The following is a 20,607-nucleotide window of genomic DNA, read 5'->3' as shown; positions in this document are numbered from 1 at the left end:
GAGACGGACCGGGGCGCGGCGAGCATCATCGCCACCGACACGCATCCGTTCTGGGAGACCGACGAAAAGCGATGGGTCGACGCGGGCGACCTCCGCCCAGGCGCCCACCTGCGCACCCCCAACGGCGAAACCGTCCAACTCACGGCAACCCGCCACTTCGTCGAACAGCAACGCACCCACGACCTGACCGTCAGCGGCGTCCACACCTACCATGTGCTGGCGGGGGACACGCCCGTACTCGTCCACAACTGCACTGCCAGTCCTCATTCGCTGGAGCGGACCGAGTCGCTCGATGGAGCTGACTCGCGCCAGCGTGTTGATAAGATCGCAGACAGTATGAGTCAAGGCGGTTGGCAGGGTGACCCCATCGAGGTCTTCGAACAGAACAACCGCAAGTATGTGATCAACGGGCACCATCGAGTTGCTGCAGCCAAGAAGGCAGGCATCGATGTCCAGTATCGGTCCATCTCACTCGAAGAGGTGAAGGCCTACGGCTACCGGGACGCTGATCATGTCACCTGGTCGGCGGTCGAAGTGGGCCGAGACTTTCCTTCCGCGGCTCGAAGGGGGCGTAGGGGACGGTGAGTTCAGTCGAGAATCCTGCCGTACCGGTGGTCGAGAGATTCCTGAGCATCCTTGATCACAACAGGAATGCACTGCTTCGCGAGTTTCCGGAGTTCGAGAGGCTGGACGTCGTGCTGCAGGGTGTTCGCTCCGGAGCGCTCGCACGGACGGCGCGGACAGCCGACGGCTTCGTCTATTCCGTTCACGGGCGAGGATGCCACTTGACCGGTCCGGATGGAATAGAGGTCGACATTGACCTACTGCCGGGTGGTTGGGAGGCGTTTGACATCTGGCGGCTGGAGAGGTTCGCGGCGAGTGCGGGTGTGACCCCCGTTCCGCAAGAATCCGCTCTCCTCCGCCAGTGTCACGAGCTCATCCGAACCGGTGTCCTCTGTGAACCTCAAAAGGGATGGTTCAGCTCATTTAGAAATCGGGCCGCAAGAGCTTGACAGGATCGCCGGTGACGAACGGAGCGAGTTGATCACGGTCGCTGAAAACCGGCGGTGAGGCGACACCAGCGGTGAAGTTCGCGGGGTCCGCCAGTAGTGATACTGGCGGACCCTTTCCGTGTTCCATTCGATCTGCGTCCGAACCCGCTCTCGATACCTCCCTGGCGTGCCCCAATGACTTGTCTGCCTTCATGGAGCAGCTCCTGTCGCTTCTGACGGGTGTGCGAGATCAGCGCGAAGTCGAAGTGGATTTGTACTCTCAGGGTATCGATAGGGCTTTGACCTTTCGGCCAGTCGAGAATCGCGTTTTGATGCACTGCGAGTCGGGGATCACGGCTGGACTATCAGGCGAAAGATCTTCTGTTCCGACCGCTCAGGCGCCTGGCGCCTGGATTGCTGGGCCTCTCAGCCGTTCGGCGGTCGGACGCGGGCGTACGGCGACCGTGACACCGATGAGGGCAGGGCCCAGGGCGACGCGTGCGGTGGAGTCAGCCCGGTCGAGGTGGTTGCGGAAGCGGCGAGGCGCGGGCCGTTCGCCTGCCCGCTGCCCTGGCCCTCTGTATGGCGGAGGTATGTGAGCCGCTGAAGCTGGAGCAGGGGCGTGATGCGCACGACCTCGAACTCGCGTGCGGGCGGCGCTCTTCGGCACCGGGGCCCCTGACCCGCCGAGCGACCCGGTGCCGTGCCCCCTCCTCGTTCCCGGCTTCAGGGGCGGCCTCCGTGCTGCAATCGGCCCAATTGGTGGCCCGTAAGACTGTATGACCGTGGGCTGCGGCAACTTCGCGGGTTGGGCGCGGTATGCGTCCCCGTGTCCGATTCCTGCAACCAGGAGACACATATGCGTAAGCTCGTCGGCCGCACCGCGGCCGCCGCCGTCATCGCCGCGGCTGCCATCATCCCGATGTCCGGCGTGGCCTCGGCCACCCCAGCCACGCCCTCCGTCCAGGCGTGGGACCACGACCACGGCCGTGACCGCGACCACCACGGTGACCACCACCATGGCCGTGACCACCGTCATGGCGACGACGACGACTGCGACGGCCGCTGGGGCGGTCACCACGACGGCTGGGGCGGTGGCTGGGGCAACCGTCACCACGACGACTGCGACGACGACTGCGGCGGCTGGGGCGGCGGTCACCACGGCGGCTGGGGCAACCGTCACCACGACGACTGTGACGACAACTGGGGCTGGGGCGGTCACCACGGCGGCTGGGGCGGCTGGGGCGGCCACCACGGCGGCTGCGGCCACCACCACGGCGGCTGGGGCGGCGGCTGGGGCGGCCACGGCCTCGGCGGTCTGCTCGGCATCCTCTAGCCAGCATCCCACCACCAGGTGATCCGGGCCGTACGGAGGACCCCCGAGGGTCCGCCGTGCGGCCCATCCTGCTGTCCGGGCACCGGCGTTCAGTCGCGCAGTACGCCCGCCCCCGCCACCAGCCCCGCCGCCAGCGCCGTGACCACGCAGAAGGACACCGTCAGCGAACTGGCGTCCGCGATCCGGCCGATGGCGGCCGGAGCGACGAGCCCCGAGGTGTAGGTGATCGTCGCGACGCCGGCGATGGCCTGGCTCGGCGCCGGGCCGCTGCGTCCGGCCGCCGCGAAGGCCAACGGGACGACGACGGCGATGCCCGTGCCCAGGAGGGCGAAGCCCGCGATGGCCGGCAGCGGGCCCGCCGAGGAGATCACCAGCAGGCCGCCGGCGGCCGCCACCACGCCGCCGGCCCGTACGGTCCGTACCGGCCCGAACCGGCCGATCGCCGGGTCGCCCGCGAACCGGGCCGCCGCCATGGCGCACGAGAACGCCGTGGTCGCGGCGGCCGCGACGCCGGGGTCGGAGCCGATGACGTTGCGGAGATAGACGGCGGACCAGTCCAGGCTCGCGGCCTCGGCGAACACCGCGCAGAAGCCGACCGCGCCGATGACGAGTGCCGCGCGCGGTGGCGACGCGAACCTCGGCGGAGGGTGCTCATCGGGCGGAGTACGCAGGTCCAGGGCCCAGTGGCAGACGAGCACCGCGAGCAGGACGAGCACGGCGGCCGCGCCGCCCAGGTGGAGGCGGGCGTCGAGCCCGGCGTGCGCGGCGACCGTGCCCGCCGCCGAGCCGACGAGCGTCCCCACGCTCCACGTCCCGTGCAGCCCCGACATGATCGACCGGCCCAGGCGCTCCTCGGTCTCCACGCCGAGCGCGTTCATGGCCACGTCCGCCATGCCGGCGGTCGCGCCGTAGAGGAACAGCGCGCCGCAAAGGGCGATCAGGCCGGGGGAGAGGGCGGGCAGCGCCAGGGAGGCGCAGTACAGGGCGAGCAGCCCGCGCAGCGCGGCCCGGGAGCCGAGGCGGTGGGTGATGCGGCCCGCCAGGGGCATCGCGCACGCGGCGCCGATCGCGGGGAAGGCGAGCGCGATGCCCAGCTGCCCGGAGCTGAGGTCCAGATGCCCTCCGATCCAGGGGATACGGGTGGCGAAGCCGCCGGCGACCGCGCCGTGCACGGCGAAGGCGGCGGCCAGGGCGGCCCACGCGCGGCGCGGGCGCCGGTCCACGGGCGCTTCGCCGGTCGTCATGGACGGACATCCTCCCCGACGGGGTCCGGGCGGGTCGACCCCGCCGCGGGCCCCCGCGCGCTCAGCAGCCGCCGAGGTCCTGCCACACCCTCCATTCGCCCGTGGTGCCGGGTTCGTCGCCCTGGGTCCACCACTTGGCCTTCCAGGAGCGGGACTTCCAGGAGACGGTGGCGCCGCCGTTGTAGACGCCCGCCTTGTCCCATGTCGGAGCCGTGCAGGAGCCGCCGGTGGGGGTACTGGTCGGGGTGCCCGTCGGCGTCGGTGTGGAGCCGCCCGGGTCGACCACGGTCGTGCCGCGGGCCAGGTCGGCGGTGAGGGCGTACGACCTGCCGCCGAAGTCGACGCTCCAGTTCGACGGTGTCGACGTGGGCAGGTAGTAGACGTAGTCGATCACGGCCGTGGCGCCGGGCGCGAGCGGCTGCGAGGCCGGCAGTTTCACCGACACGCGGTTGTAGTCACCCTTGAGGCCGCCGATGTTGTTGCCGGCGGTGTGGTCGGCGCGGACGACCTTCAGGCCCCAGCCCGACTGGTCCTTGGCGTTGCCGGGGGCCGAATTGCCGTAGTCGAAGCGGAATTCCGCGCCACCGGGGATGGTGGTCTTCGACTTGTTGGTGATCCGGAGCTTCGGATTGATGGGGTAATTGCTGTCACCGAGCGGGAAATCGGTGAGGTCCACATCCACGTCGAGGGCCTGGGCGGGCAGTTCCGTGGTCGCCCGCCGGGCACCGTAGGCGGGTGCGGACTTGAACGCTTCGTACATCGCGGTGGTGAGGGTGGTGCCGGGGTCGTACTGGCCCTTGGTGGCGTTCCAGCCGTAGTCGCCCGCGAGCTCCCACACCATGGTGCCGCCGAGTCCCTTGTCGACGACGTACTGCGCCTTGGCCTTCACCGACTGCTCGTCCTCGGTGGAGAGGAAGACCTTCTTCTCGGCGTTCCACAGCCAGGGGGCGGTGAGCGTGGCGTCGTAATTGCGGGTGTAGGAGCCGCTGAGCTTGGTGTCGGCCGGGAAGCCGTACTTTCCGGCGTAGTCCCCGACGACGCCCTTCTCCAGATTCTTGGCGTGCCACATGGGGTTGGAGCCGGCCGGGGACTCCTTGCCGTTGTCGTCCTGGTCGTGCCAGAGGTTGTCGATGCCTACCGCGCCGTCACCGCACGTGGTCAGGCCGGAGCCGGCGGGACAGGAGGTCGTCTTCGCCGTGCCCCACAGGCCGTTGGTGCCGCCGGTGACGTTCTTCCAGCCGCGGCTGTAGTACGGCAGGCCGAGGTTGATCCGCCCGGCCGGCAGGGCGCCCCGGAAGTAGTGGTACGCCCAGTCGCCGTTGAGATAGCCGATGCCGCCGTACTGCGCGGTGGTGTAGACGCCCCACTTGGCGAGTTCGGCGTCCTTTCCGTCGTCGTGGAGCGCGGCGTTCGGGCCCACGAACTCGTTCCAGGCGCCGTGCAGGTCGTACGACATCACATTGACGTAGTCCAGGTATTTCGTCGTCCGGTACGTCTCCATGCCGCGCAGCAGATACGCCGACGAGGGGGCGGCGACGGAGAGGAGGTAGTGCCTGCCGTCCGCGGCGCCGGCCCGGTCCAGCTTTTCGCGCAGGGTCTTCATCAGCGCCGCGTAGCCCTTGTTCAGGCCGCCGCGCCGGGCGTTGGCGAGGGCCCAGTCCTCGGGGTTCCCGGCGTCCTTCATCGACGTGGGGTATTCGTAGTCGATGTCGACGCCGTTGAAGCCGTATTTCTTGACGAAGGCGACGGCCGAATCGGCGAAGGTGTCGATGCCGGCCTGGTTGACCGAGCCGTCGGCGTTCGTGGCGGTTTTGTAGAAGCCGCCGGAGTCGACGCGTTTGCCGTTCTCGTCGAGGTATCCGCCGGTCTCCGCCCAGCCGCCCACGGAGATGAGCGTCTTCACCTGCGGGTGCTTCTTCTTGTACGTGGTGAGCAGGTTGAAGTGGCCCTTGTAGGGGAGGGCCGGGTCCATGTCGGTGCCCTGGACGCCCGGCCAGGTCATTCCGGTGGCGGGGTTGTCCGGGCCGTCCGCGCCGACGGAGATCCTGTCGTCGGGGCCGACGTGGGCGAAGGCGTAGTTGAGGTGGGTGACCTTGTCCCAGGGGATGTCGGAGGCGAGGTAGGCGGGGGTGCCGTCCTTGCCGGTGCGCCAGCCCGTGAAGTAGCCGATGACGCGGCGCTGGTGGTCGGCGCCCATCTTCTCGCGGCCGGCGGAGTTGTAGACCGAGCAGTACGGGACGTCGACGCCCGGTGTGGCGTACAGGCCGTCGGGACGGCAGGCGGACTGGTCCTCGGCGTGCGAGACGGTCGCGGAGAGCGTGCCGAAGAGCAGTCCCGCCAGCGCGGTCCCCGCGGCGGCGAGGGTGGTCCCGCGTCGGGCGCGGGGTCTGTGGGTGGGCAACACGATCGGGTTCCTCCAGGTGGGGGGCTCGTCGAGCGGTTGGGGGGTGCGTGGTGCCGCGGCCCGGGTTCGCGCGTACCGCGGGCCGTACTCCTCGGAGGTGTGGCAGAGGTTAAGAGGACTAGACCAGTGCGTCAATAGTCCGGACCAAGTGAGGAGGCGGTCTCCGGAAACGCCCCTGTGCCCTTGCGCGGCAAGGGCGTGGTCCGTCACATCACCGTGGACACCGCGCCGCCCCTCGGCGTACGCTCGGAGGCGTCGGATCGGCATTGTTCAAGGAACGTGCAGGTCAGACGCCATGTAGCATGAACTGAGAACTACTTACGCAGCGCACTCCGGGGTCGGTGAAAGTCCGAACCGGCGGTTACAGTCCGCGACCCGTCCGCAGCCAGCGGCCGGTTGACCAGGTGAAATTCCTGGACCGACGGTTAAAGTCCGGATGGGAGGCAGTGCGCGGCGGGCACGCGACGGCACCACCGTCGCCGGTGGCCCGTCCCTTCGGGGGCGAGCCCTCTTTTCCGGCGACCGGTGACCCTGCCATGGCGTACCCGTCTCTTCGTCGTCCCGTGACGACAGCCCCGGAGTCCGTGCCCGAAGAGGCAGGAGGACCCGGTGGCCACCCAAGAGGGCACCGTCGAAGCAGAAGCGATGCGACGCGCCATCGCGCTCGCCGCTCGCGCCCTCGGCTCCACCAGCCCCAATCCCGTCGTCGGCTGCGTCGTCCTCGACGCCGAAGGCCGTGTGATCGGTGAGGGATGGCACCGGCGCGCCGGCGGCCCGCACGCCGAGGTCGAGGCCCTGAACGCCGCCGCGGACGTCGGCCACGACGCCCGCGGGGGCACCGCCGTCGTCACCCTCGAACCCTGCAACCACACCGGCCGCACGGGCCCCTGCGCACAGGCCCTGATCGCCGCCGGCATCCGCCGCGTCGTCTACGCCGTCGCCGACCCCACCCCCACCGCCACCGGCGGCGCGGCCACCCTCGCCGCCGCCGGGGTGGACACCGAGGGCGGGCTGCTCGCGGACGAGGCCGCCGCCGGCAACGCCGCCTGGCTCACCTCGGTCCTGCGCCGCCGCCCCTTCGTGCTGTGGAAGTACGCCGCCACCCTCGACGGCCGCAGCGCCGCCGCCGACGGCACCAGCCGCTGGATCACCTCCGCCGACTCCCGCGCCGACGTGCACCGCCTGCGCGCCGAGGCCGATGCCGTCGTCGTCGGCTCCGGCACCCTGTGCGCCGACGACCCGCACCTCGCGGTCCGCGGCCGCGGGCCCGTCACCCAGCCGCTGCGCGTCGTCGTCGACACCCACGCCACCGTCAAGCCCGACGCCCGCGTCCTCGACGACGCGGCACCGACGCTGATCGCCGTCGGCGAGGACGCCGACACCCGTCACCTGCCCGGCACGGACATCGCCCGCCTGCCCTACGCCGACTCCGGCCTCGACGTGCACGCCCTGCTCACCGAGCTCTACGGGCGGGGGATCCGCTCCGTCCTGCTGGAGGGCGGCCCCGCCCTCGCCGGCTCCTTCGTCGCGGCCGGCGCCGTCGACCGGGTCGTGGGCTATCTGGCCCCCGCCCTGCTGGGCGCCGGGCCGACCGCCCTCGGCGACTCCGGCATCGGCACCATCGCGCAGGCGCTGCGCCTGGACGTCACCGACGTCGCCCGGCTCGGCCCCGATCTGCGGATCACCGCCACCCCCACCGCTTCCGCCACCGCCCCTGAGGAGAACTGACAGTGTTCACCGGCATCGTCGAAGAACTGGGTGAGGTCGTCGCCGTCGAGAGCCTCGGCGACTCTTCCCTCTTCCGGCTCCGCGGCCCCCTCGTCACCGAAGGCGCCAAGCACGGCGACTCGATCGCCGTCAACGGCGTCTGCCTCACGGTCGTCGAGACCACCGACGGCGAGTTCACCGCCGATGTGATGGCCGAGTCCCTCAAGCGCTCCAGCCTCGGCGCGCTCGTCCCCGGCTCCCGCGTCAACCTTGAACGCCCCATGGCGCTCGGCGGGCGCCTCGGCGGCCACATCGTCCAGGGACACGTCGACGGCACCGGCACCATCGTCGAGCGGACCCCCGGCGAGCACTGGGAGATCGTGAAGATCTCGCTCCCCGCCGCGCTGCGCCGCTATGTCGTGGACAAGGGCTCCATCACCGTCGACGGCATCAGCCTCACCGTCGTCGAGGCGGGCCAGGACTTCTTCACCGTCAGCCTCATCCCCACCACGCTGGCGCTGACCACCCTCGGCATCAAGCAGCCCGGCGACCCGGTCAACCTCGAGGTCGACGTCCTGGCCAAGTACGTCGAGCGGCTGCTGGCCGACGGCGCGGTCCGCAACCCCGGGGAGCCGGTCGCATGAGCGCGCTGAACTGGCTCAACGACGAGGCGTTCGCCGCCTTCGGCCAGCACGTCATCTGGTCCGACATGATCGGCAACACCGTCGGCCTCGCCGCCCTCGCCCTCGGCTGGCGCCGCTCCATATGGACCTGGCCCGCACAGTTCCTCTCCGGCCTGATCCTCATCGCCGCCTACGCCTCCGCGCACCTGAGCGGCGGCGTGGGCAAGCAGCTCCTGGTCATCGGCGTCGCGATGTGGGGCTGGCGGCAGTGGCAGCGCGGCCGGCGGGACGCCCAGGACGGCTCCATCGCCGTCCGCTTCGCCACCTGGCGCGAGCGGCTCGTCCTGCTGGCCGGCACGGCGGTCGGCACCCTCGTGGTCGGCGCCCTGTTCACGGCCGTACCGCAGCTGTCCTGGAACCCCTGGCCGGACGCCTACATCTTCGTCGGCACCCTCGCCGCGATGGTCGCCCAGGCCCGCGGCCTCATCGAGTTCTGGTTCGCCTGGCTGCTCGTCGACGTCGTCGGGGTGCCGCTCGCCTTCACCAGCGGCCTCGCCTTCTCCGGCCTCGTCTACGTCATCTACCTCGCCCTCGTCCTGTGGGGCATGCGCGACTGGTGGCTGCGCTCCCGCTCGGTGACGAGCGCCGAGCCGCCCGCACTGGAAGGAATTGCGGCATGACTGCCCTGCAGAGCTGGTACGAGACCGACGACCTGACCCTCGACCCCGTCGAGCGCGCCATCGCCGACATCGCGGCCGGCCGACCCGTCGTCGTCGTGGACGACGAGAACCGCGAGAACGAGGGTGACCTCGTCGTGGCCGCCGAGAAGATCACCACCGAGGTGGTGGCCTTCATGATGAGCGAGTGCCGCGGGCTGATCTGCGTGCCGCTGGAGGAGCCCGACATCGCCCGGCTCGACCTGCCGCAGATGGCCGAGCACAACACCGAGTCGATGCGCACCGCCTTCACCGTCTCCGTCGACGCCACCCGCGAGCACGGCACCGGCACCGGCATCTCCGCCGCCGACCGCGCCACCACCATCCGACTGCTCGCCGACCCCACCACCGTCCCCGGCGACTTCGTCCGCCCCGGCCACGTCTTCCCGCTGCGCGCCAAGCCCGGCGGCGTGCTCGTACGCAACGGCCACACCGAGGCCGGCGTCGACCTCGCCCGCCTCGCCGGCCTGCGGCCCGCCGCCGCGATCGTGGAGATCGCGGGCGAGGACGGCGCGATGCTGCGCCTGCCCGAGCTGGTGCCCTTCGCCCGTAAGCACGGCCTCGCGATCATCTCCATCGAGGACCTGATCGCCTACCGCCGCTCGGCCGAGCCCACCGTCCGCCGCGAGGCCGAGACCCGGCTGCCCACCGCCTTCGGCGACTTCCGCGCCTACGGCTACCGCTCGACCGTCGACGGCGTCGAGCACATCGCGCTGGTCTCCGGCGACCTCGGCGACGGCGAGGACGTCCTGGTGCGCGTCCACTCCGAGTGCCTGACCGGCGACGTCTTCGCCTCGCTGCGCTGCGACTGCGGCCCCCAGCTGCACGCCTCCCTGGAGCGGGTCGCCGGCGAGGGCCGCGGCGTCGTCCTCTACCTGCGCGGCCACGAGGGCCGCGGCATCGGCCTGCTGCCCAAGCTGCGCGCCTACGAGCTCCAGGAGGACGGCCGTGACACCCTCGACGCCAACCTCGAACTCGGCCTGCCCGCCGACGGCCGCGACTACGCCGCCGGCGCCCGGATCCTCGCCGACCTCGGCGTCCGCTCGCTGCGGCTGATGACCAACAACCCCGACAAGACCGCCGCCCTCACCCGGCACGGCCTGAAGGTCACCGGCCGCGAGCCCATGCCCGTCCAGGCGGGCGAGCACAACCTCCGCTATCTGCGCACCAAGCGGGACCGGATGGGACACGACCTGCCGTGGCTCGACACCGACCCGGTGTCCGCCTGCGGCAACCAGTAAGCACGCGAAACCGACAACACCCGATACCACCCGAGGAGAAACGTGAGCGGCAAGGGCGCCCCCGAGCTGAGTGTGCGGAACTGTCATGACCTGCGAGTGGCCGTGATCGCCGCGCAGTGGCACGAGAAGGTGATGGACGGCCTCGTCGACGGCGCCCTGCGCGCCCTGCACGACATCGGCATCGACGAGCCCACCGTGCTGCGCGTCCCCGGCAGCTGGGAGCTGCCCGTCGTGGCCAAGGTCCTCGCCGGGCGGGGCTACGACGCGATCGTCGCCCTCGGCGTCGTCATCCGCGGTGGCACCCCGCACTTCGACTTCGTGTGCCAGGGCGTGACCCAGGGCCTCACCCAGGTCTCCGTCGACACCGGCGTACCCGTCGGCTTCGGCGTCCTCACGTGCGACGACGAGGAGCAGGCCCTGGACCGCGCCGGACTCGACGGCTCGAACGAGGACAAGGGCCATGAGGCGGTCACCGCCGCCGTCGCCACGGCCATGATCCTGCGATCGGTGTCCGAGCCCTGGCACTGACAGCGGGAGCGGACCCCGTAGGGTAGGACCACCATGTCCAAGAAGACGTTCGAGGAGCTGTTCACCGAGCTCCAGCAGAAGGCCGCCTCCGGCGACCCCGCCACCTCCCGCACCGCCGAACTGGTGGGCAAGGGCGTCCATGCCATCGGCAAGAAGGTGGTCGAGGAGGCCGCCGAGGTGTGGATGGCAGCCGAGTACGAGGGCGCCGACGCCACCGCCGAGGAGATCTCCCAGCTCCTGTACCACGTTCAGGTGATGATGGTCGCCCGGGGGATCTCCCTCGACGACGTCTACGCTCACCTGTAGACCAGCACCAGCAATTCCCGGCACATACGAACACTCACGCACAAAGGAAACCGACCTCATGCTGCGCATCGCCGTTCCCAACAAGGGTTCTCTCTCCGAGCCTGCGTCGGCGATGCTCCATGAGGCCGGCTACCGCCAGCGCAAGGACCGCAGGGAACTGGTCCTCGTCGACTCGGCCAACGACGTCGAGTTCTTCTTCCTGCGCCCGCGCGACATCGCCGTCTACGTGGGCTCCGGCCGGCTCGACATCGGCATCACCGGCCGCGACCTGCTGCTCGACTCCGGCTCCCGGGCCGAGGAGATCATGCAGCTCGGCTTCGCCGGGTCGACGTTCCGCTACGCCACCCGGCCGGGCACCGCGAAGGACGTCGGCGACTTCGGCGGCATGACCATCGCCACCTCCTTCTCCGGCCTGGTCACCAAGCACCTCGCGGACAACGGCGTCGACGCCTCCGTCGTCCACCTCGACGGGGCCGTCGAGACCGCCATCCAGCTCGGCGTCGCCGAGATCATCGCGGATGTCGTCGAGACCGGCACCACGCTGCGCAACGCCGGCCTGGAGATCATCGGCGAGCCGATCCTGGAGTCCGAGGCCGTCGTCATCCGCCGGGCCGGCGCCCCCCTCGACGACCCCAAGGTCCAGCAGTTCCTCCGCCGCATGCAGGGCGTCCTCGTCGCCCGGCGCTACGTGATGATGGACTACGACATCCGGGTCGAGCACGTCGAGCGCGCCGTCGCTCTCACCCCCGGCCTGGAGTCGCCCACCGTCTCCCCGCTGCACCACGAGGGCTGGGTCGCCGTCCGCTCGATGGTCCCCTCCAAGGACGCCCAGCGGATCATGGACGAGCTCTACGAGCTGGGCGCGCGCGCCATCCTCACCACCGGCATCCACGCCTGCCGCCTCTGACGGACCGAAAGAACGAACGACGTGACCTCCGTTCCCCCGCCCGGCCTGCCGGTCACCTTCCGGCCGACCCGCACCCGGATCGTCCTGCTCACCCTCGGCGCCGCCCTGTTCGCGGTGCTCACGGTGGTGTCCCTGACGCTCGGGACGCTGACCGCGGGGGACCGGGCCACGTTCATCGGCACCGGCCTGCTGTTCTTCGCCGCCCTCGCCACGCTCGCCCGCCCCAAGGTCGTCGCCTCCGAGGACGGCGTGACCGTCGTGAACCTGGCCACGAGCCGGCGGCTGGAGTGGGCGCAGATCGTGCGGGTCAATCTGCGCGCCGGTGACGCCTGGGTCCACCTCGACCTCGCCGACGGCACCAGCCTGCCCGCCATGGGCATCCAGCCCGGCGTCGCCAAGCAGCAGGCCGTCGCCGACGCCCGCGCGCTGCGCGCGCTCGTCGAGGCGCACGGCACGGGCCGCTCCACGACCTGAGGTCCCGCCAGCCTCCGGGCGGCGCCTCCTTGATTACTCTGGTGCCACGGGCACACGCCGTGCCCCGCCCCGCACCCGAGGCGCCCGCGATCCCGCGAGGCGCCGCGAGGCACCTGCGAACCGAGGAGTGACTCCCTCCGGCAATGGACGGATCGTCCTGTAGTACCCGCGCCGCCGCCCATCGCGAGGCGACGGCATGAGTGTCACCGTGTCCCTGCTGCTGCTCGCGGCAGCCCTGCTCCTGATCCTCGCCAACGGCTTCTTCGTCGCCGCCGAGTTCGGCCTGGTGACCGTCGAGAAGCCGGAGGCCGAACGGGCCGCGGCCGACGGCGACCGCCGCGCCCGCACCGTCGTCGCCTCCCTGCGCGAGCTCTCCTTCCAGCTCTCGGGCACACAACTGGGCATCACCATCACCTCCCTGGTGACCGGCATGCTCGCCGAGCCCGCCCTGGGCCGTCTGCTCACCGGACCGCTGGCCGCCACCGGCCTGCCCGCCGGCGCCGCGCCCGGCGTCGCCGTCGTGACCGGCATGCTGGTCGCCTCCGCCGTCCAGATGGTCATCGGGGAACTGGTGCCCAAGAACTGGGCGGTCTCCCGGCCGCTCCAGGTCGCGCGGTTCGTCGCCGGCCCCCAGCACGCCTTCGCGCACCTCTTCCGACCCGTGATCACCCTGCTGAACGCGGTCGCCAACCGGCTCGTACGGGCCATGGGCGTCGAACCCGCCGAGGAGCTGGCCTCCGCCCGCACCCCCGGCGAGCTCGTCTCCCTCGCCCGCCACTCCGCCCGCGCCGGCGCCCTGGAGCAGGACACCGCCGACCTGTTCGTACGGACCCTCTCGCTCGGCGGGCTCACCGCCCAGCACGTGATGACGCCCCGGGTGAAGGTCAGCGCGCTCCAGACGTCCGCGACCGCCGAGGACGTCCTGAACCTCACCCGCGCCACCGGTCTCTCCCGCTTCCCCGTCTACCACGAGCGGCTGGACGAGATCGTCGGCATGGTCCACCTCAAGGACGCCCTGGCCGTCCCCGGCCCCGACCGGCTGCGCACGACCGTCGGCCGGATCGCCGTCGCCCCCATGCTCGTCCCCGAGACGCTGCCCGTGCAGCCGCTGCTGGAGCAGCTGCGCAGCGAGCAGCCCATAGCCGTGGTCGTCGACGAGTACGGCGGCACCGCCGGCGTGGTGACGCTGGAGGACATCGTCGAGGAGCTCGTCGGCGAGGTCCGTGACGAGCACGACGGCGAGGACGCCGACCGGCCCGGACTGGCCCCCGTCTCCTGTGAGGACGGCCGCACCGCCTGGGAGGCCGACGGTGGTTGCCGGGTCGACGCGCTGCGCCGGATAGGACTGGAGGCGCCGGACGGCCCGTACGAGACCGTGGCCGGCCTGGTCGCCGATCTGCTCGGCCGCATCCCCGTCCCCGGGGACACCGCCGAGCTGCCCGGCTGGCGGCTGACGGTGCGCCGGGTCGGCTACCACCGCGCCGAGCGGGTGCGTTTCGCCCGTACGGGTGCGGGCAAGGGGGAGCAGCGATGAGCGTGCTGCAACTCCTCTTCGCCCTGCTGCTGGTGCTCGCCAACGGCTTCTTCGTCGGTGCCGAGTTCGCGCTCGTGTCCGTGCGCCGCAGCCAGATCGAACCGAAGGCCGCGGCGGGCTCGGGCCGGGCCCGCACCGTCCTGACCGGGCTGGAGAACCTGCCGCAGATGATGGCGGCGGCCCAGTTCGGCATCACCATCTGCTCCCTGACCCTCGGCGCGGTCGCCGAGCCGACGGTGGCGGGGCTGCTGGAGCCGCTCTTCCACTCGGCGGGGCTGCCCGAGGGGCTGATCCATCCGCTGGGCTATGTCATCGCCCTGGCCCTGGTGGTCTTCCTGCACCTGGTCATCGGCGAGATGGTGCCCAAGAACCTGGCCATGTCGGCGCCCGACCGGGCGGCGCTGTGGCTGGGCCCGGGGCTCGTCGGCTTCGCCCGGCTGTGCCGCCCGGTCACCGCGCTGCTGGGCGCCTGCGCGCACGGCGTGCTGCGGCTGTTCCGCGTCGAGCCCAAGGACGAGGTCGAGGCGGTCTTCACCAGCGAGCAGCTCAACCGCCTGGTGGCGGATTCCCGCCAGGCCGGGCTGCTCGAACGCGTGGAGCAGGAGCGCCTGGAGGACGCGCTGGGACTGGGCAGCCGCCCGGTCACGGACGTCCTCCTCGACCCGGCCACACTGGTGACCGTCGCCCCGTCCGTCACCCCCCGGCAGATCGAGGAGCTGACGGTACGGACCGGCTACTCCCGTTTCCCGGTGGCCGGGCCCGGCGGCGTCTTCATGGGCTACCTGCACGTGAAGGACGTCCTGGACCTGGAGGACCGGGAACGGGCCGTGCCGCAGCACGTGTGGCGGCGGGTGGAGACCCTGCGGGCGGAGTTGCCGCTGGACGACGCGCTGACCGTCATGCGGCGGGCCGCCGCGCACCTGGCGGCGGTCGCGGACGGGTCGGGGCGGGTGCTCGGGCTCGTCGCCCTGGAGGACGTCCTGGAGAAGCTGGTGGGCGAGGTGCGGGATCCCTCGCACCGCGTCGCTCCTCCCGTGCGGGTGGCCGATCCGCGGGCGCCCCGGGAGGAGGCGATGGCGGGGTAGGCCGGGGCCTTCCGGGCCGGCGACCCGTGGGATTCACCAAGCAGATCGCGCCAGAGCGGTATAAATTGGGTGAAAATCCATGGGAGCTACGGAAAGGGAGACGCCATGTCCTCGAAGCGGCGCCGTAAGAAGAGGGCCCGCCGCAAGGCGGCCAACCACGGCAAGCGGCCCCAGTGCTGATCCCGCCCCCGGCCTGACGGCCGCGGGCGGGACGGCGGCGGCTCGTCAGTCGGCGTGCCGGACCCGGAACGGGATACCGGCGGCCCCCAGCCGCCCGATCAGCGCGTCACCCATGGCCGTGGCCGTCGTGACCTGCCCCGAGGTCGGCGGCAGATCGTCCAGGGCGAGACACAGTGACGCCTCGGCCAGCATCTTCGCCGTCTCCCCGTACCCCGGGTCGCCGCCGGAGACCTCGGTGAAGACCCGCCGGCCGCCCCCTTCGCCCACGTTCCGCACCTGGAACCGGGCCCGCGCCCGCTGCTCCGGTCCAGGCCCCCTCCCCGGCTCGTAGCGACCCGTCAGCCAGGACCGGACGGGAGACACCTGCGCGGCGGCCAACACCGCGGCCGCGCCGACCGGCGCCGCCAGGGCCACGGGCAGCGACTTCACGGACGCGTAGTGGCGGTAGCGGAAATCGGGGCCGTACCGCTCCAGCGCGGCGGCCGAACGGCGTACGACCTGGAGGTCGAGGGTGGGCAGGGGGAGCGCCCACGTCCCCGTCTCCTTGCTGAACCGCGGCGCTCCCAGCGGGGCCCGGACCCGGCGCCCGGCCGGCCGCGGCTCGTACCGGCTCCGCTCCCGGGCCGCGGCCCTCGCCTGGGACTGCCGCGCCGCGATCGTCAGGGCCGAGGCCAAGGTGCCGCCGGAGATCATCCCCGAGGCGCGCACGAATCCGTCGACCGTCAGCGGCACGCCCTCGGGCAGTTGAAGGACGGTGAAGTACGCGAGGAGGTCGTGCGGCACCGAGTCGAAGCCGCAGGCGTGCACGATCCGCGCGCCCGTCTCGCGAGCGCGCGCGTCATGGCGTACGTACGTCAGGTCCACGAACTCCGGCTCGCCGGTGAGGTCCGTGTAATCGGTGCCCGCTTCCGCGCACGCGGCCACCAGTTCCGCGCCGTAGCGGATATAGGGGCCGACGGTCGAGGCGACGACGTGCGTGGACTCGGCCAGCGCGCGCATCGCGGCCGGATCGGCCGCGTCCGCGGTCACCAGAGCCGGCTCGGCGGCGCGTTCGGGGTCGAGCGCCGCCAGCCGGTCCCGCAGCAGCTCCAGTTTCTCCCGGCTGCGCCCGGCGAGCGCCCACCGGCATCCCCGCGGCGCGTGTGCCAGCAGATACTCGGCCGTGAGCTCCCCGACGAACCCCGTCGCTCCGAAGAGCACGACGTCGTAAGGCCGTTCCGGGCCGGCCTGCCTGTTCGGCGAACCGTTCATGGAGCTGGTCACCGGGCCTCCGGCTGCTGGGGTAGAGGTCACTGGGCGTCCCCTCGTCGTGTCCGTCCGCCTGCGGGACGACTCTGCGCGCGCTCGGCCGGCACGGGCACGGCGCGGCCGCCGGCCCGTGTGTCGACCGGCCGCACCGCTCACCGTACGCCGGGCGCTTTCGAACGCGCGGCGCCGCCGACGCGTACCCGGCGGAGCCGTATGCCCATGCACGAACCGGTGGTGGGGACCGGTTCCGGTGGGTGCGCGGCGGATGGCGACCCATGCTGGTCGCGGACAGCGCGGTCCTGAGGCGAACCGTTCGCCTCCTCGGAGCCACGCGCAGAAACGGCAGGACGACCATGCCCATGCCCCCGCTCGCCCGGCGGTCCGCGATTCTCGTCGCCGGCGTCACACTGGTGGCCTTGTCCCCCGGCGTGGGCCACACCGCCGCCCCCTCTCCGGCGCCGATCAAGAACGAGGGGGCGGGGTGGTACCTCGACAGCGGCGGTGACACCGCCGCCAAGGCCCCCGCGTACACCGCCAAATACACGGGAGAGCCCGCGTCGGCACCCGGCAACCTGAAGTGGTCCTACGACCCCGCCACCAAACTCATCAGGAACGAGGCGAAGGGCTGGTATCTCGGCAGCGGCGGCGATTCCTCCTCCGACAAGGCATCCGACAAAGCCTCGGACAAGGCCTCCGACAAGGCACCCGCCTACACCACCCAGTACACCGGGGACCCGGCATCCGCTCCCGCGCAGTTGAAGTGGTCCTACGACGCCGCCACCAAGCTCATCAAGAACGAAGGCAACGGCTGGTATCTGGGGAGCGGCGGCGACGACTACGGCAAGGCGCCCGCCTACACCTCGAAGTACACGGACAGCCCCGCATCGGCACCGGCGCAATTGAAGTGGGCGATATCGTCCTAGGCCCCTTCGGCCTCGGACTCCCCCCGGCCACCGCCGGGAGGCTCCCCGGCCGGCCCGGAATTTCCGGCCGGCCGGTTGTCCGGGGCCCCGGCTTCACGCCGGGTCCTGCGGGTCCCGGGCCCCTCCGCCGCGATGCGGCGAGCCCCAGCCCGGGCCCGAGAGGACCTCTCCGTACGCCTGCATGAGATCCGGCAGCCGCAGCGTCGCGAGGTCGTCGCGCGACGGCGTCGCCGGATACCCCGACAGCCGCAGATCCCGGTACGCGCAGCTCTTCTCGTACAGCGTGCGCAGGAAGCGGCCGTTGCCCAGCTCGTCGATCCAGCCCTGCTCGACCACATGCGCGCTGATGCTGCGCAGCTCCTCCAGTGCCTCCTCGTCCCACCCGTCGCCGTTCTCCGCGGCCAGCACCTCGCCGATGCTGGTGAGCTCGTGGGGGCGGTAGCTGGGGAAGTCGACGCGGGTGGTGAAGCGGGAGCCGAGGCCGGGGTTGGTGGCGAGGAGGCGGTCCATGCCCTCCGGATAGCCGGCCAGGATCACCACCAGGCGGTCGCGGTTGTCCTCGGCGCGCTTGAGCAGCACCTGAAGGGCCTCGTCGCCGTAGGCGTCGCCCTTGCTGTAGCCGGAGTTGGACAGGCTGTACGCCTCGTCGACGAAGAGGACACCGCCGAGCGCCGAGTCGATCAGCTCATTGGCCTTGACCGCGGTCTGGCCCAGGAACTCCCCGACCAGGTCCGCCCGCTGGGCCTCCACCAGATGGTCGCCGCCGAGCAGCCCGAGGGCGTAGAAGACCCGGCCGAGGATCCGGGCGACCGTGGTCTTGCCGGTGCCCGAGGGGCCGGAGAAGACGAAGTGGCGCTTGGGAGGCTGGACGGGAAGGCCCTGCCCGGCCCGCAGCCGTGCCATGTGCAGTTGCGCCGACAGCGCCCGCACCTGCCGCTTGACCGGCTCCAGGCCCACCATCCGCTCCAGCTCGGAGAGGGCCTTGGCCAGCAGTACGGGGTCGGAGGGGCCGGGCGTCGGCTGGGCCGTGGGCTGCGCGGGGACGCGGGCCTTCCGGCGGACGTCGTCGGTGTCGGCGTCGGCCTGGGGCGTGCCCGAAGGCCCCCGGTCCGTACCGGTCAGCAGATCGCGGCCGTCGAGGGGGTCCGGGACGGCCGGCTCGGTCTCGCCCGCGCCGTCGGTGGCGGGCGCGGGGTCCGGCCCGCCCATCGGCACCGGGGCCAGGCCCAGGTGGTCGTCCAGGCCGTCCCCGTCGGCGATGGCGGTGAGCCGGGCCGAGGTGTCCATGAAGGAGGGGTCCACGCGGTGCACGGCGCGGTAGAGGGGCAGGGCGGCGGCGCTGCGCCCGGTGCCCTCATGGGCGCGCGCCAGCCAATAGCGCAGCTCCTTGCGTTGCGGCTGTTCGCTGCGGCAGCGCATCAGGGCGGCGGACAGCAGCGGCTCGGCCTGGCCGTACATCTCCAGCCGCACCCGGGCCATGCCGCCGAACAGCCCCGCCTCGATGCCCAGCAGCGGATCGCTCAACAGCGGCTCGGTGTGCCGGACGAGCTGCTCCCAGTCCTTGACCAGATAGGCGCGGCAGGCGTGCAGGAAGCGCGCCTGCGGGTCGGTCTCCACGGGCGCGCAGCCGGCCAGCGCCCGGTCCAGCTCGGGCACATGGCGGCCGTCGAGCCAGTGCGAGGCGTGCGCGAGCAGCAGATCGCGGCCGCTCTCCAGGACCGGCTGCACCCACCACCCCAGCCAGTACCAGGAGTTCAGGGTGCGGCGGTGGCGGGCGCGCTGCTCGCCGAACCGGTCCCGGTGGCGGTACATGCGCAGCAGCGCGGTGGTGGTGTCGGCGCGCAGCGCGTGCAGGCCGAGCCAGGCGTCCGCCATGCCCGGGTCGACGCGGACCGCGGTCCGGAACTCCTCTTCGGCCTGCGCGTACGCGCCCATGGTGTAGGCGTCGACGGCGCGCAGCCAGGCGAGATCGGCCGGGGCGGGTGGGCCCTGCATGCCGAGATCCATCACGTCCCCCACAAACCGTGCCCCCGTAGCGTGCCGCCTGGCGTGTGCCTGGCCGCGCCTGTTCCGAATCGCTGTGCTGTGGACGGGAGTTGACCAGTGTGCCGACGCACCCGCCGATAGGTGCGCCACTTCGCATCGTACCTGCGAGGTTGGCGTCGGCCGAAGGGTGCGGCAAGGCCGTTCACGGTGGAGGGGCACTCCTTGGGGCCGGAAAGCGATCCGGAAGATGGTCACCCAGGGTGAGGGGCGCTGTGGAGCAAAGCGCCCAAAGAGGTGATTCGCGGAGGGTACGAAGCCCCCGATCACGGGGGAACAACCGGGGGCTTCGCGTCCGCGGGCGGCCCTCACTGGCCGCACAATGAGAACGTAAGTCCTGTACGCCCCCTCGGTCAAGCGGAGTTGGCGCAGTCGGCGGGATCGCACGGCGACGGGCGGCGCACGGGCGACGGCCGGTCACCGAGCGTGAGGGCGAGGGCGGTTCAGGGGAGCCGCCAGGGCCCCGGCAGCACCTCGTAGCCCTCTTCGCCCTGAAGAATCAGCAGTTCGGCGTACGGGCGCGTCGGATCCGCCGCGAAATGGTCGCGCTCCGCCCGCTTCCAGCCGTCCCAGAATTCGGCCAGGCCGGGACCGTCGCGGAGTTGACCCCTTTCCCAGGAGTGCTCATGCGTCAACTCCATCCACATCAGACACGCCAGATGCGGCCGTAGCGCCCGGCGCCCCGCGCCGACCCCCTCCACCAGGACCACCGGCTCCGGGGCCAGCTCCCGCTCGTCCCCGAACCGCCGCGCCACCCAGTCGTACACCGGATACCGCGCCGTCCCGCCCCGCGAGAGGGGGGCCAGGACCCCTTCGGTCAGCCGCCCGGTCCAGTCGAACAGCTCCTCGTGCGTCGCGAGATCGTCCAGATGCAGTACGGGCGCGCCGCCCAGCTCCGCCGCCAGCCGCGCGCCGAACGTGGTCTTCCCCGACCCCGCGTGCCCGTCCACGGCCACGAGCCGGACCGGCCCGAGCGAGGGCGGCAGCGCCCGCAGCCGCCGGGCGAGGGCCGGGAGCGGGTCGGGGGCACCGGCGGGAAGGGGAGCGTTCACCGGACCACCCTATGGCGGTCCCCGGGGCGCTCCGGTATTGGGGACGCGCCGTACGGGGAATCAC

Annotated in this window: 20 protein-coding genes and 1 riboswitch; of the genes, 15 read left to right on the top strand and 5 right to left on the bottom strand. The window is 71.8% G+C overall.

Annotated features, from left to right (window positions below; translation table 11 throughout):
• From ACZ303_RS29235 to ACZ303_RS29225, 3 genes are all read left to right on the top strand, one after another.
• Positions 1–585: polymorphic toxin-type HINT domain-containing protein (locus tag ACZ303_RS29235; protein WP_467343473.1), on the top strand; the 585-nt coding region annotated here is incomplete at its 5' end.
• The gene (locus tag ACZ303_RS29230) at positions 582–1,013 is read left to right on the top strand and encodes a DUF6896 domain-containing protein (RefSeq protein WP_467343472.1); all 432 of its coding nucleotides are present in this window, start codon (positions 582–584) and stop codon (positions 1,011–1,013) included. The genes ACZ303_RS29235 and ACZ303_RS29230, both read left to right, overlap by 4 nt.
• Positions 1,014–1,851: 838 nt before the next feature.
• A complete protein-coding gene (locus ACZ303_RS29225; protein ID WP_467343471.1) occupies positions 1,852–2,328 on the top strand; it encodes a hypothetical protein in 477 nt (158 codons plus the stop codon).
• Between the two features lie 89 nt (positions 2,329–2,417).
• Here ACZ303_RS29225 and ACZ303_RS29220 read toward each other — a convergent pair whose 3' ends face one another.
• Together ACZ303_RS29220 and ACZ303_RS29215 are read right to left on the bottom strand one after the other, a co-directional pair.
• Positions 2,418–3,572, bottom strand: coding sequence for an MFS transporter (locus ACZ303_RS29220; RefSeq protein ID WP_467343470.1), 1,155 nt, complete (start codon positions 3,570–3,572; stop codon positions 2,418–2,420).
• A gap of 61 nt (positions 3,573–3,633) precedes the next feature.
• On the bottom strand, positions 3,634–5,973 hold the full coding sequence (locus ACZ303_RS29215; protein ID WP_467343484.1) for a chitinase C-terminal domain-containing protein: 2,340 nt from the start codon (positions 5,971–5,973) through the stop codon (positions 3,634–3,636).
• A gap of 326 nt (positions 5,974–6,299) precedes the next feature.
• A riboswitch (FMN riboswitch) is annotated at positions 6,300–6,430 on the top strand.
• Between the two features lie 191 nt (positions 6,431–6,621).
• On the opposite strand from ACZ303_RS29215, the gene ribD reads away from it, so the two are divergent.
• The 11 genes from ribD (at position 6,622) to ACZ303_RS29160 (ending at position 15,277) form a co-directional block, all read left to right on the top strand.
• A complete protein-coding gene (ribD, locus tag ACZ303_RS29210; RefSeq protein WP_467343483.1) occupies positions 6,622–7,704 on the top strand; it encodes a bifunctional diaminohydroxyphosphoribosylaminopyrimidine deaminase/5-amino-6-(5-phosphoribosylamino)uracil reductase RibD in 1,083 nt (360 codons plus the stop codon).
• Between the two features lie 2 nt (positions 7,705–7,706).
• A complete protein-coding gene (locus ACZ303_RS29205) occupies positions 7,707–8,327 on the top strand; it encodes a riboflavin synthase (protein WP_467343469.1) in 621 nt (206 codons plus the stop codon).
• Positions 8,324–8,986 (top strand): nicotinamide mononucleotide transporter family protein, encoded by a 663-nt coding sequence (locus ACZ303_RS29200; RefSeq protein WP_467343468.1) that lies wholly within the window; start codon positions 8,324–8,326, stop codon positions 8,984–8,986. The genes ACZ303_RS29205 and ACZ303_RS29200 overlap by 4 nt, the downstream gene beginning before the upstream one ends.
• Positions 8,983–10,263, top strand: coding sequence for a bifunctional 3,4-dihydroxy-2-butanone-4-phosphate synthase/GTP cyclohydrolase II (locus ACZ303_RS29195; RefSeq protein WP_467343467.1), 1,281 nt, complete (start codon positions 8,983–8,985; stop codon positions 10,261–10,263). The genes ACZ303_RS29200 and ACZ303_RS29195 overlap by 4 nt, the downstream gene beginning before the upstream one ends.
• Before the next feature lie 42 nt (positions 10,264–10,305).
• A complete protein-coding gene (gene ribH / locus ACZ303_RS29190; protein WP_467343466.1) occupies positions 10,306–10,791 on the top strand; it encodes a 6,7-dimethyl-8-ribityllumazine synthase in 486 nt (161 codons plus the stop codon).
• Between the two features lie 33 nt (positions 10,792–10,824).
• Entirely contained in the window at positions 10,825–11,097 is a 273-nt protein-coding gene (locus ACZ303_RS29185) for a phosphoribosyl-ATP diphosphatase (RefSeq protein ID WP_467343465.1), read from the top strand.
• 58 nt (positions 11,098–11,155) lie between these two features.
• Complete coding sequence (gene hisG / locus ACZ303_RS29180; RefSeq protein WP_467343464.1) at positions 11,156–12,004, top strand: ATP phosphoribosyltransferase; 849 nt, start codon at positions 11,156–11,158, stop codon at positions 12,002–12,004.
• Positions 12,005–12,025: 21 nt separating this feature from the next.
• On the top strand, positions 12,026–12,478 hold the full coding sequence (locus ACZ303_RS29175; RefSeq protein ID WP_467343463.1) for a PH domain-containing protein: 453 nt from the start codon (positions 12,026–12,028) through the stop codon (positions 12,476–12,478).
• Positions 12,479–12,674: 196 nt separating this feature from the next.
• Entirely contained in the window at positions 12,675–14,012 is a 1,338-nt protein-coding gene (locus ACZ303_RS29170; RefSeq protein WP_467343462.1) for a hemolysin family protein, read from the top strand.
• Positions 14,009–15,097, top strand: a complete 1,089-nt coding sequence (locus ACZ303_RS29165; RefSeq protein ID WP_467343461.1) for a hemolysin family protein — start codon at positions 14,009–14,011, stop codon at positions 15,095–15,097. Before ACZ303_RS29170 ends, ACZ303_RS29165 begins: the two co-directional genes overlap by 4 nt.
• Before the next feature lie 105 nt (positions 15,098–15,202).
• On the top strand, positions 15,203–15,277 hold the full coding sequence (locus tag ACZ303_RS29160) for a hypothetical protein (protein ID WP_467343482.1): 75 nt from the start codon (positions 15,203–15,205) through the stop codon (positions 15,275–15,277).
• 45 nt (positions 15,278–15,322) lie between these two features.
• On the opposite strand, the gene ACZ303_RS29155 is transcribed toward ACZ303_RS29160, so the two are convergent.
• Positions 15,323–16,528: a saccharopine dehydrogenase family protein gene (locus ACZ303_RS29155; protein ID WP_467343481.1), complete on the bottom strand. Its 1,206-nt coding sequence runs from the start codon at positions 16,526–16,528 to the stop codon at positions 15,323–15,325.
• A 350-nt stretch (positions 16,529–16,878) separates the two neighbouring features.
• On the opposite strand from ACZ303_RS29155, the gene ACZ303_RS29150 reads away from it, so the two are divergent.
• Positions 16,879–17,448 carry a hypothetical protein gene (locus tag ACZ303_RS29150; protein WP_467343460.1) on the top strand — a complete coding sequence of 190 codons (570 nt, stop codon included), beginning with the start codon at positions 16,879–16,881 and terminating at the stop codon, positions 17,446–17,448.
• A gap of 93 nt (positions 17,449–17,541) precedes the next feature.
• Here the strand turns inward: ACZ303_RS29150 and ACZ303_RS29145 are convergent, their stop codons facing one another.
• Together ACZ303_RS29145 and ACZ303_RS29140 are read right to left on the bottom strand one after the other, a co-directional pair.
• Positions 17,542–19,455, bottom strand: coding sequence for an AAA family ATPase (locus tag ACZ303_RS29145; protein WP_467343459.1), 1,914 nt, complete (start codon positions 19,453–19,455; stop codon positions 17,542–17,544).
• 479 nt (positions 19,456–19,934) lie between these two features.
• The gene (locus tag ACZ303_RS29140; protein ID WP_467343458.1) at positions 19,935–20,543 is read right to left on the bottom strand and encodes a uridine kinase family protein; all 609 of its coding nucleotides are present in this window, start codon (positions 20,541–20,543) and stop codon (positions 19,935–19,937) included.
• Positions 20,544–20,607 lie beyond the last annotated feature (64 nt).

This window comes from Streptomyces sp. NPDC023527 (genome assembly GCF_055560115.1).
This window is presented reverse-complemented; position numbering and strand designations above follow the sequence as displayed.

Excerpts from the sequence above, each read along its gene's own strand:
- ACZ303_RS29225 (WP_467343471.1), top strand. The coding sequence starts at position 1,852 with ATGCGTAAGCTCGTCGGCCGCACCGCGGCCGCCGCCGTCATCGCCGCG.
- ACZ303_RS29220 (WP_467343470.1), bottom strand. The coding sequence starts at position 3,572 with ATGACGACCGGCGAAGCGCCCGTGGACCGGCGCCCGCGCCGCGCGTGG.
- ribD (WP_467343483.1), top strand. The coding sequence starts at position 6,622 with ATGCGACGCGCCATCGCGCTCGCCGCTCGCGCCCTCGGCTCCACCAGC.
- ACZ303_RS29200 (WP_467343468.1), top strand. The coding sequence starts at position 8,324 with ATGAGCGCGCTGAACTGGCTCAACGACGAGGCGTTCGCCGCCTTCGGC.
- ACZ303_RS29195 (WP_467343467.1), top strand. The coding sequence starts at position 8,983 with ATGACTGCCCTGCAGAGCTGGTACGAGACCGACGACCTGACCCTCGAC.
- ACZ303_RS29185 (WP_467343465.1), top strand. The coding sequence starts at position 10,825 with ATGTCCAAGAAGACGTTCGAGGAGCTGTTCACCGAGCTCCAGCAGAAG.
- hisG (WP_467343464.1), top strand. The coding sequence starts at position 11,156 with ATGCTGCGCATCGCCGTTCCCAACAAGGGTTCTCTCTCCGAGCCTGCG.
- ACZ303_RS29170 (WP_467343462.1), top strand. The coding sequence starts at position 12,675 with ATGAGTGTCACCGTGTCCCTGCTGCTGCTCGCGGCAGCCCTGCTCCTG.
- ACZ303_RS29165 (WP_467343461.1), top strand. The coding sequence starts at position 14,009 with ATGAGCGTGCTGCAACTCCTCTTCGCCCTGCTGCTGGTGCTCGCCAAC.
- ACZ303_RS29155 (WP_467343481.1), bottom strand. The coding sequence starts at position 16,528 with ATGAACGGTTCGCCGAACAGGCAGGCCGGCCCGGAACGGCCTTACGAC.
- ACZ303_RS29150 (WP_467343460.1), top strand. The coding sequence starts at position 16,879 with ATGCCCATGCCCCCGCTCGCCCGGCGGTCCGCGATTCTCGTCGCCGGC.
- ACZ303_RS29145 (WP_467343459.1), bottom strand. The coding sequence starts at position 19,455 with ATGGATCTCGGCATGCAGGGCCCACCCGCCCCGGCCGATCTCGCCTGG.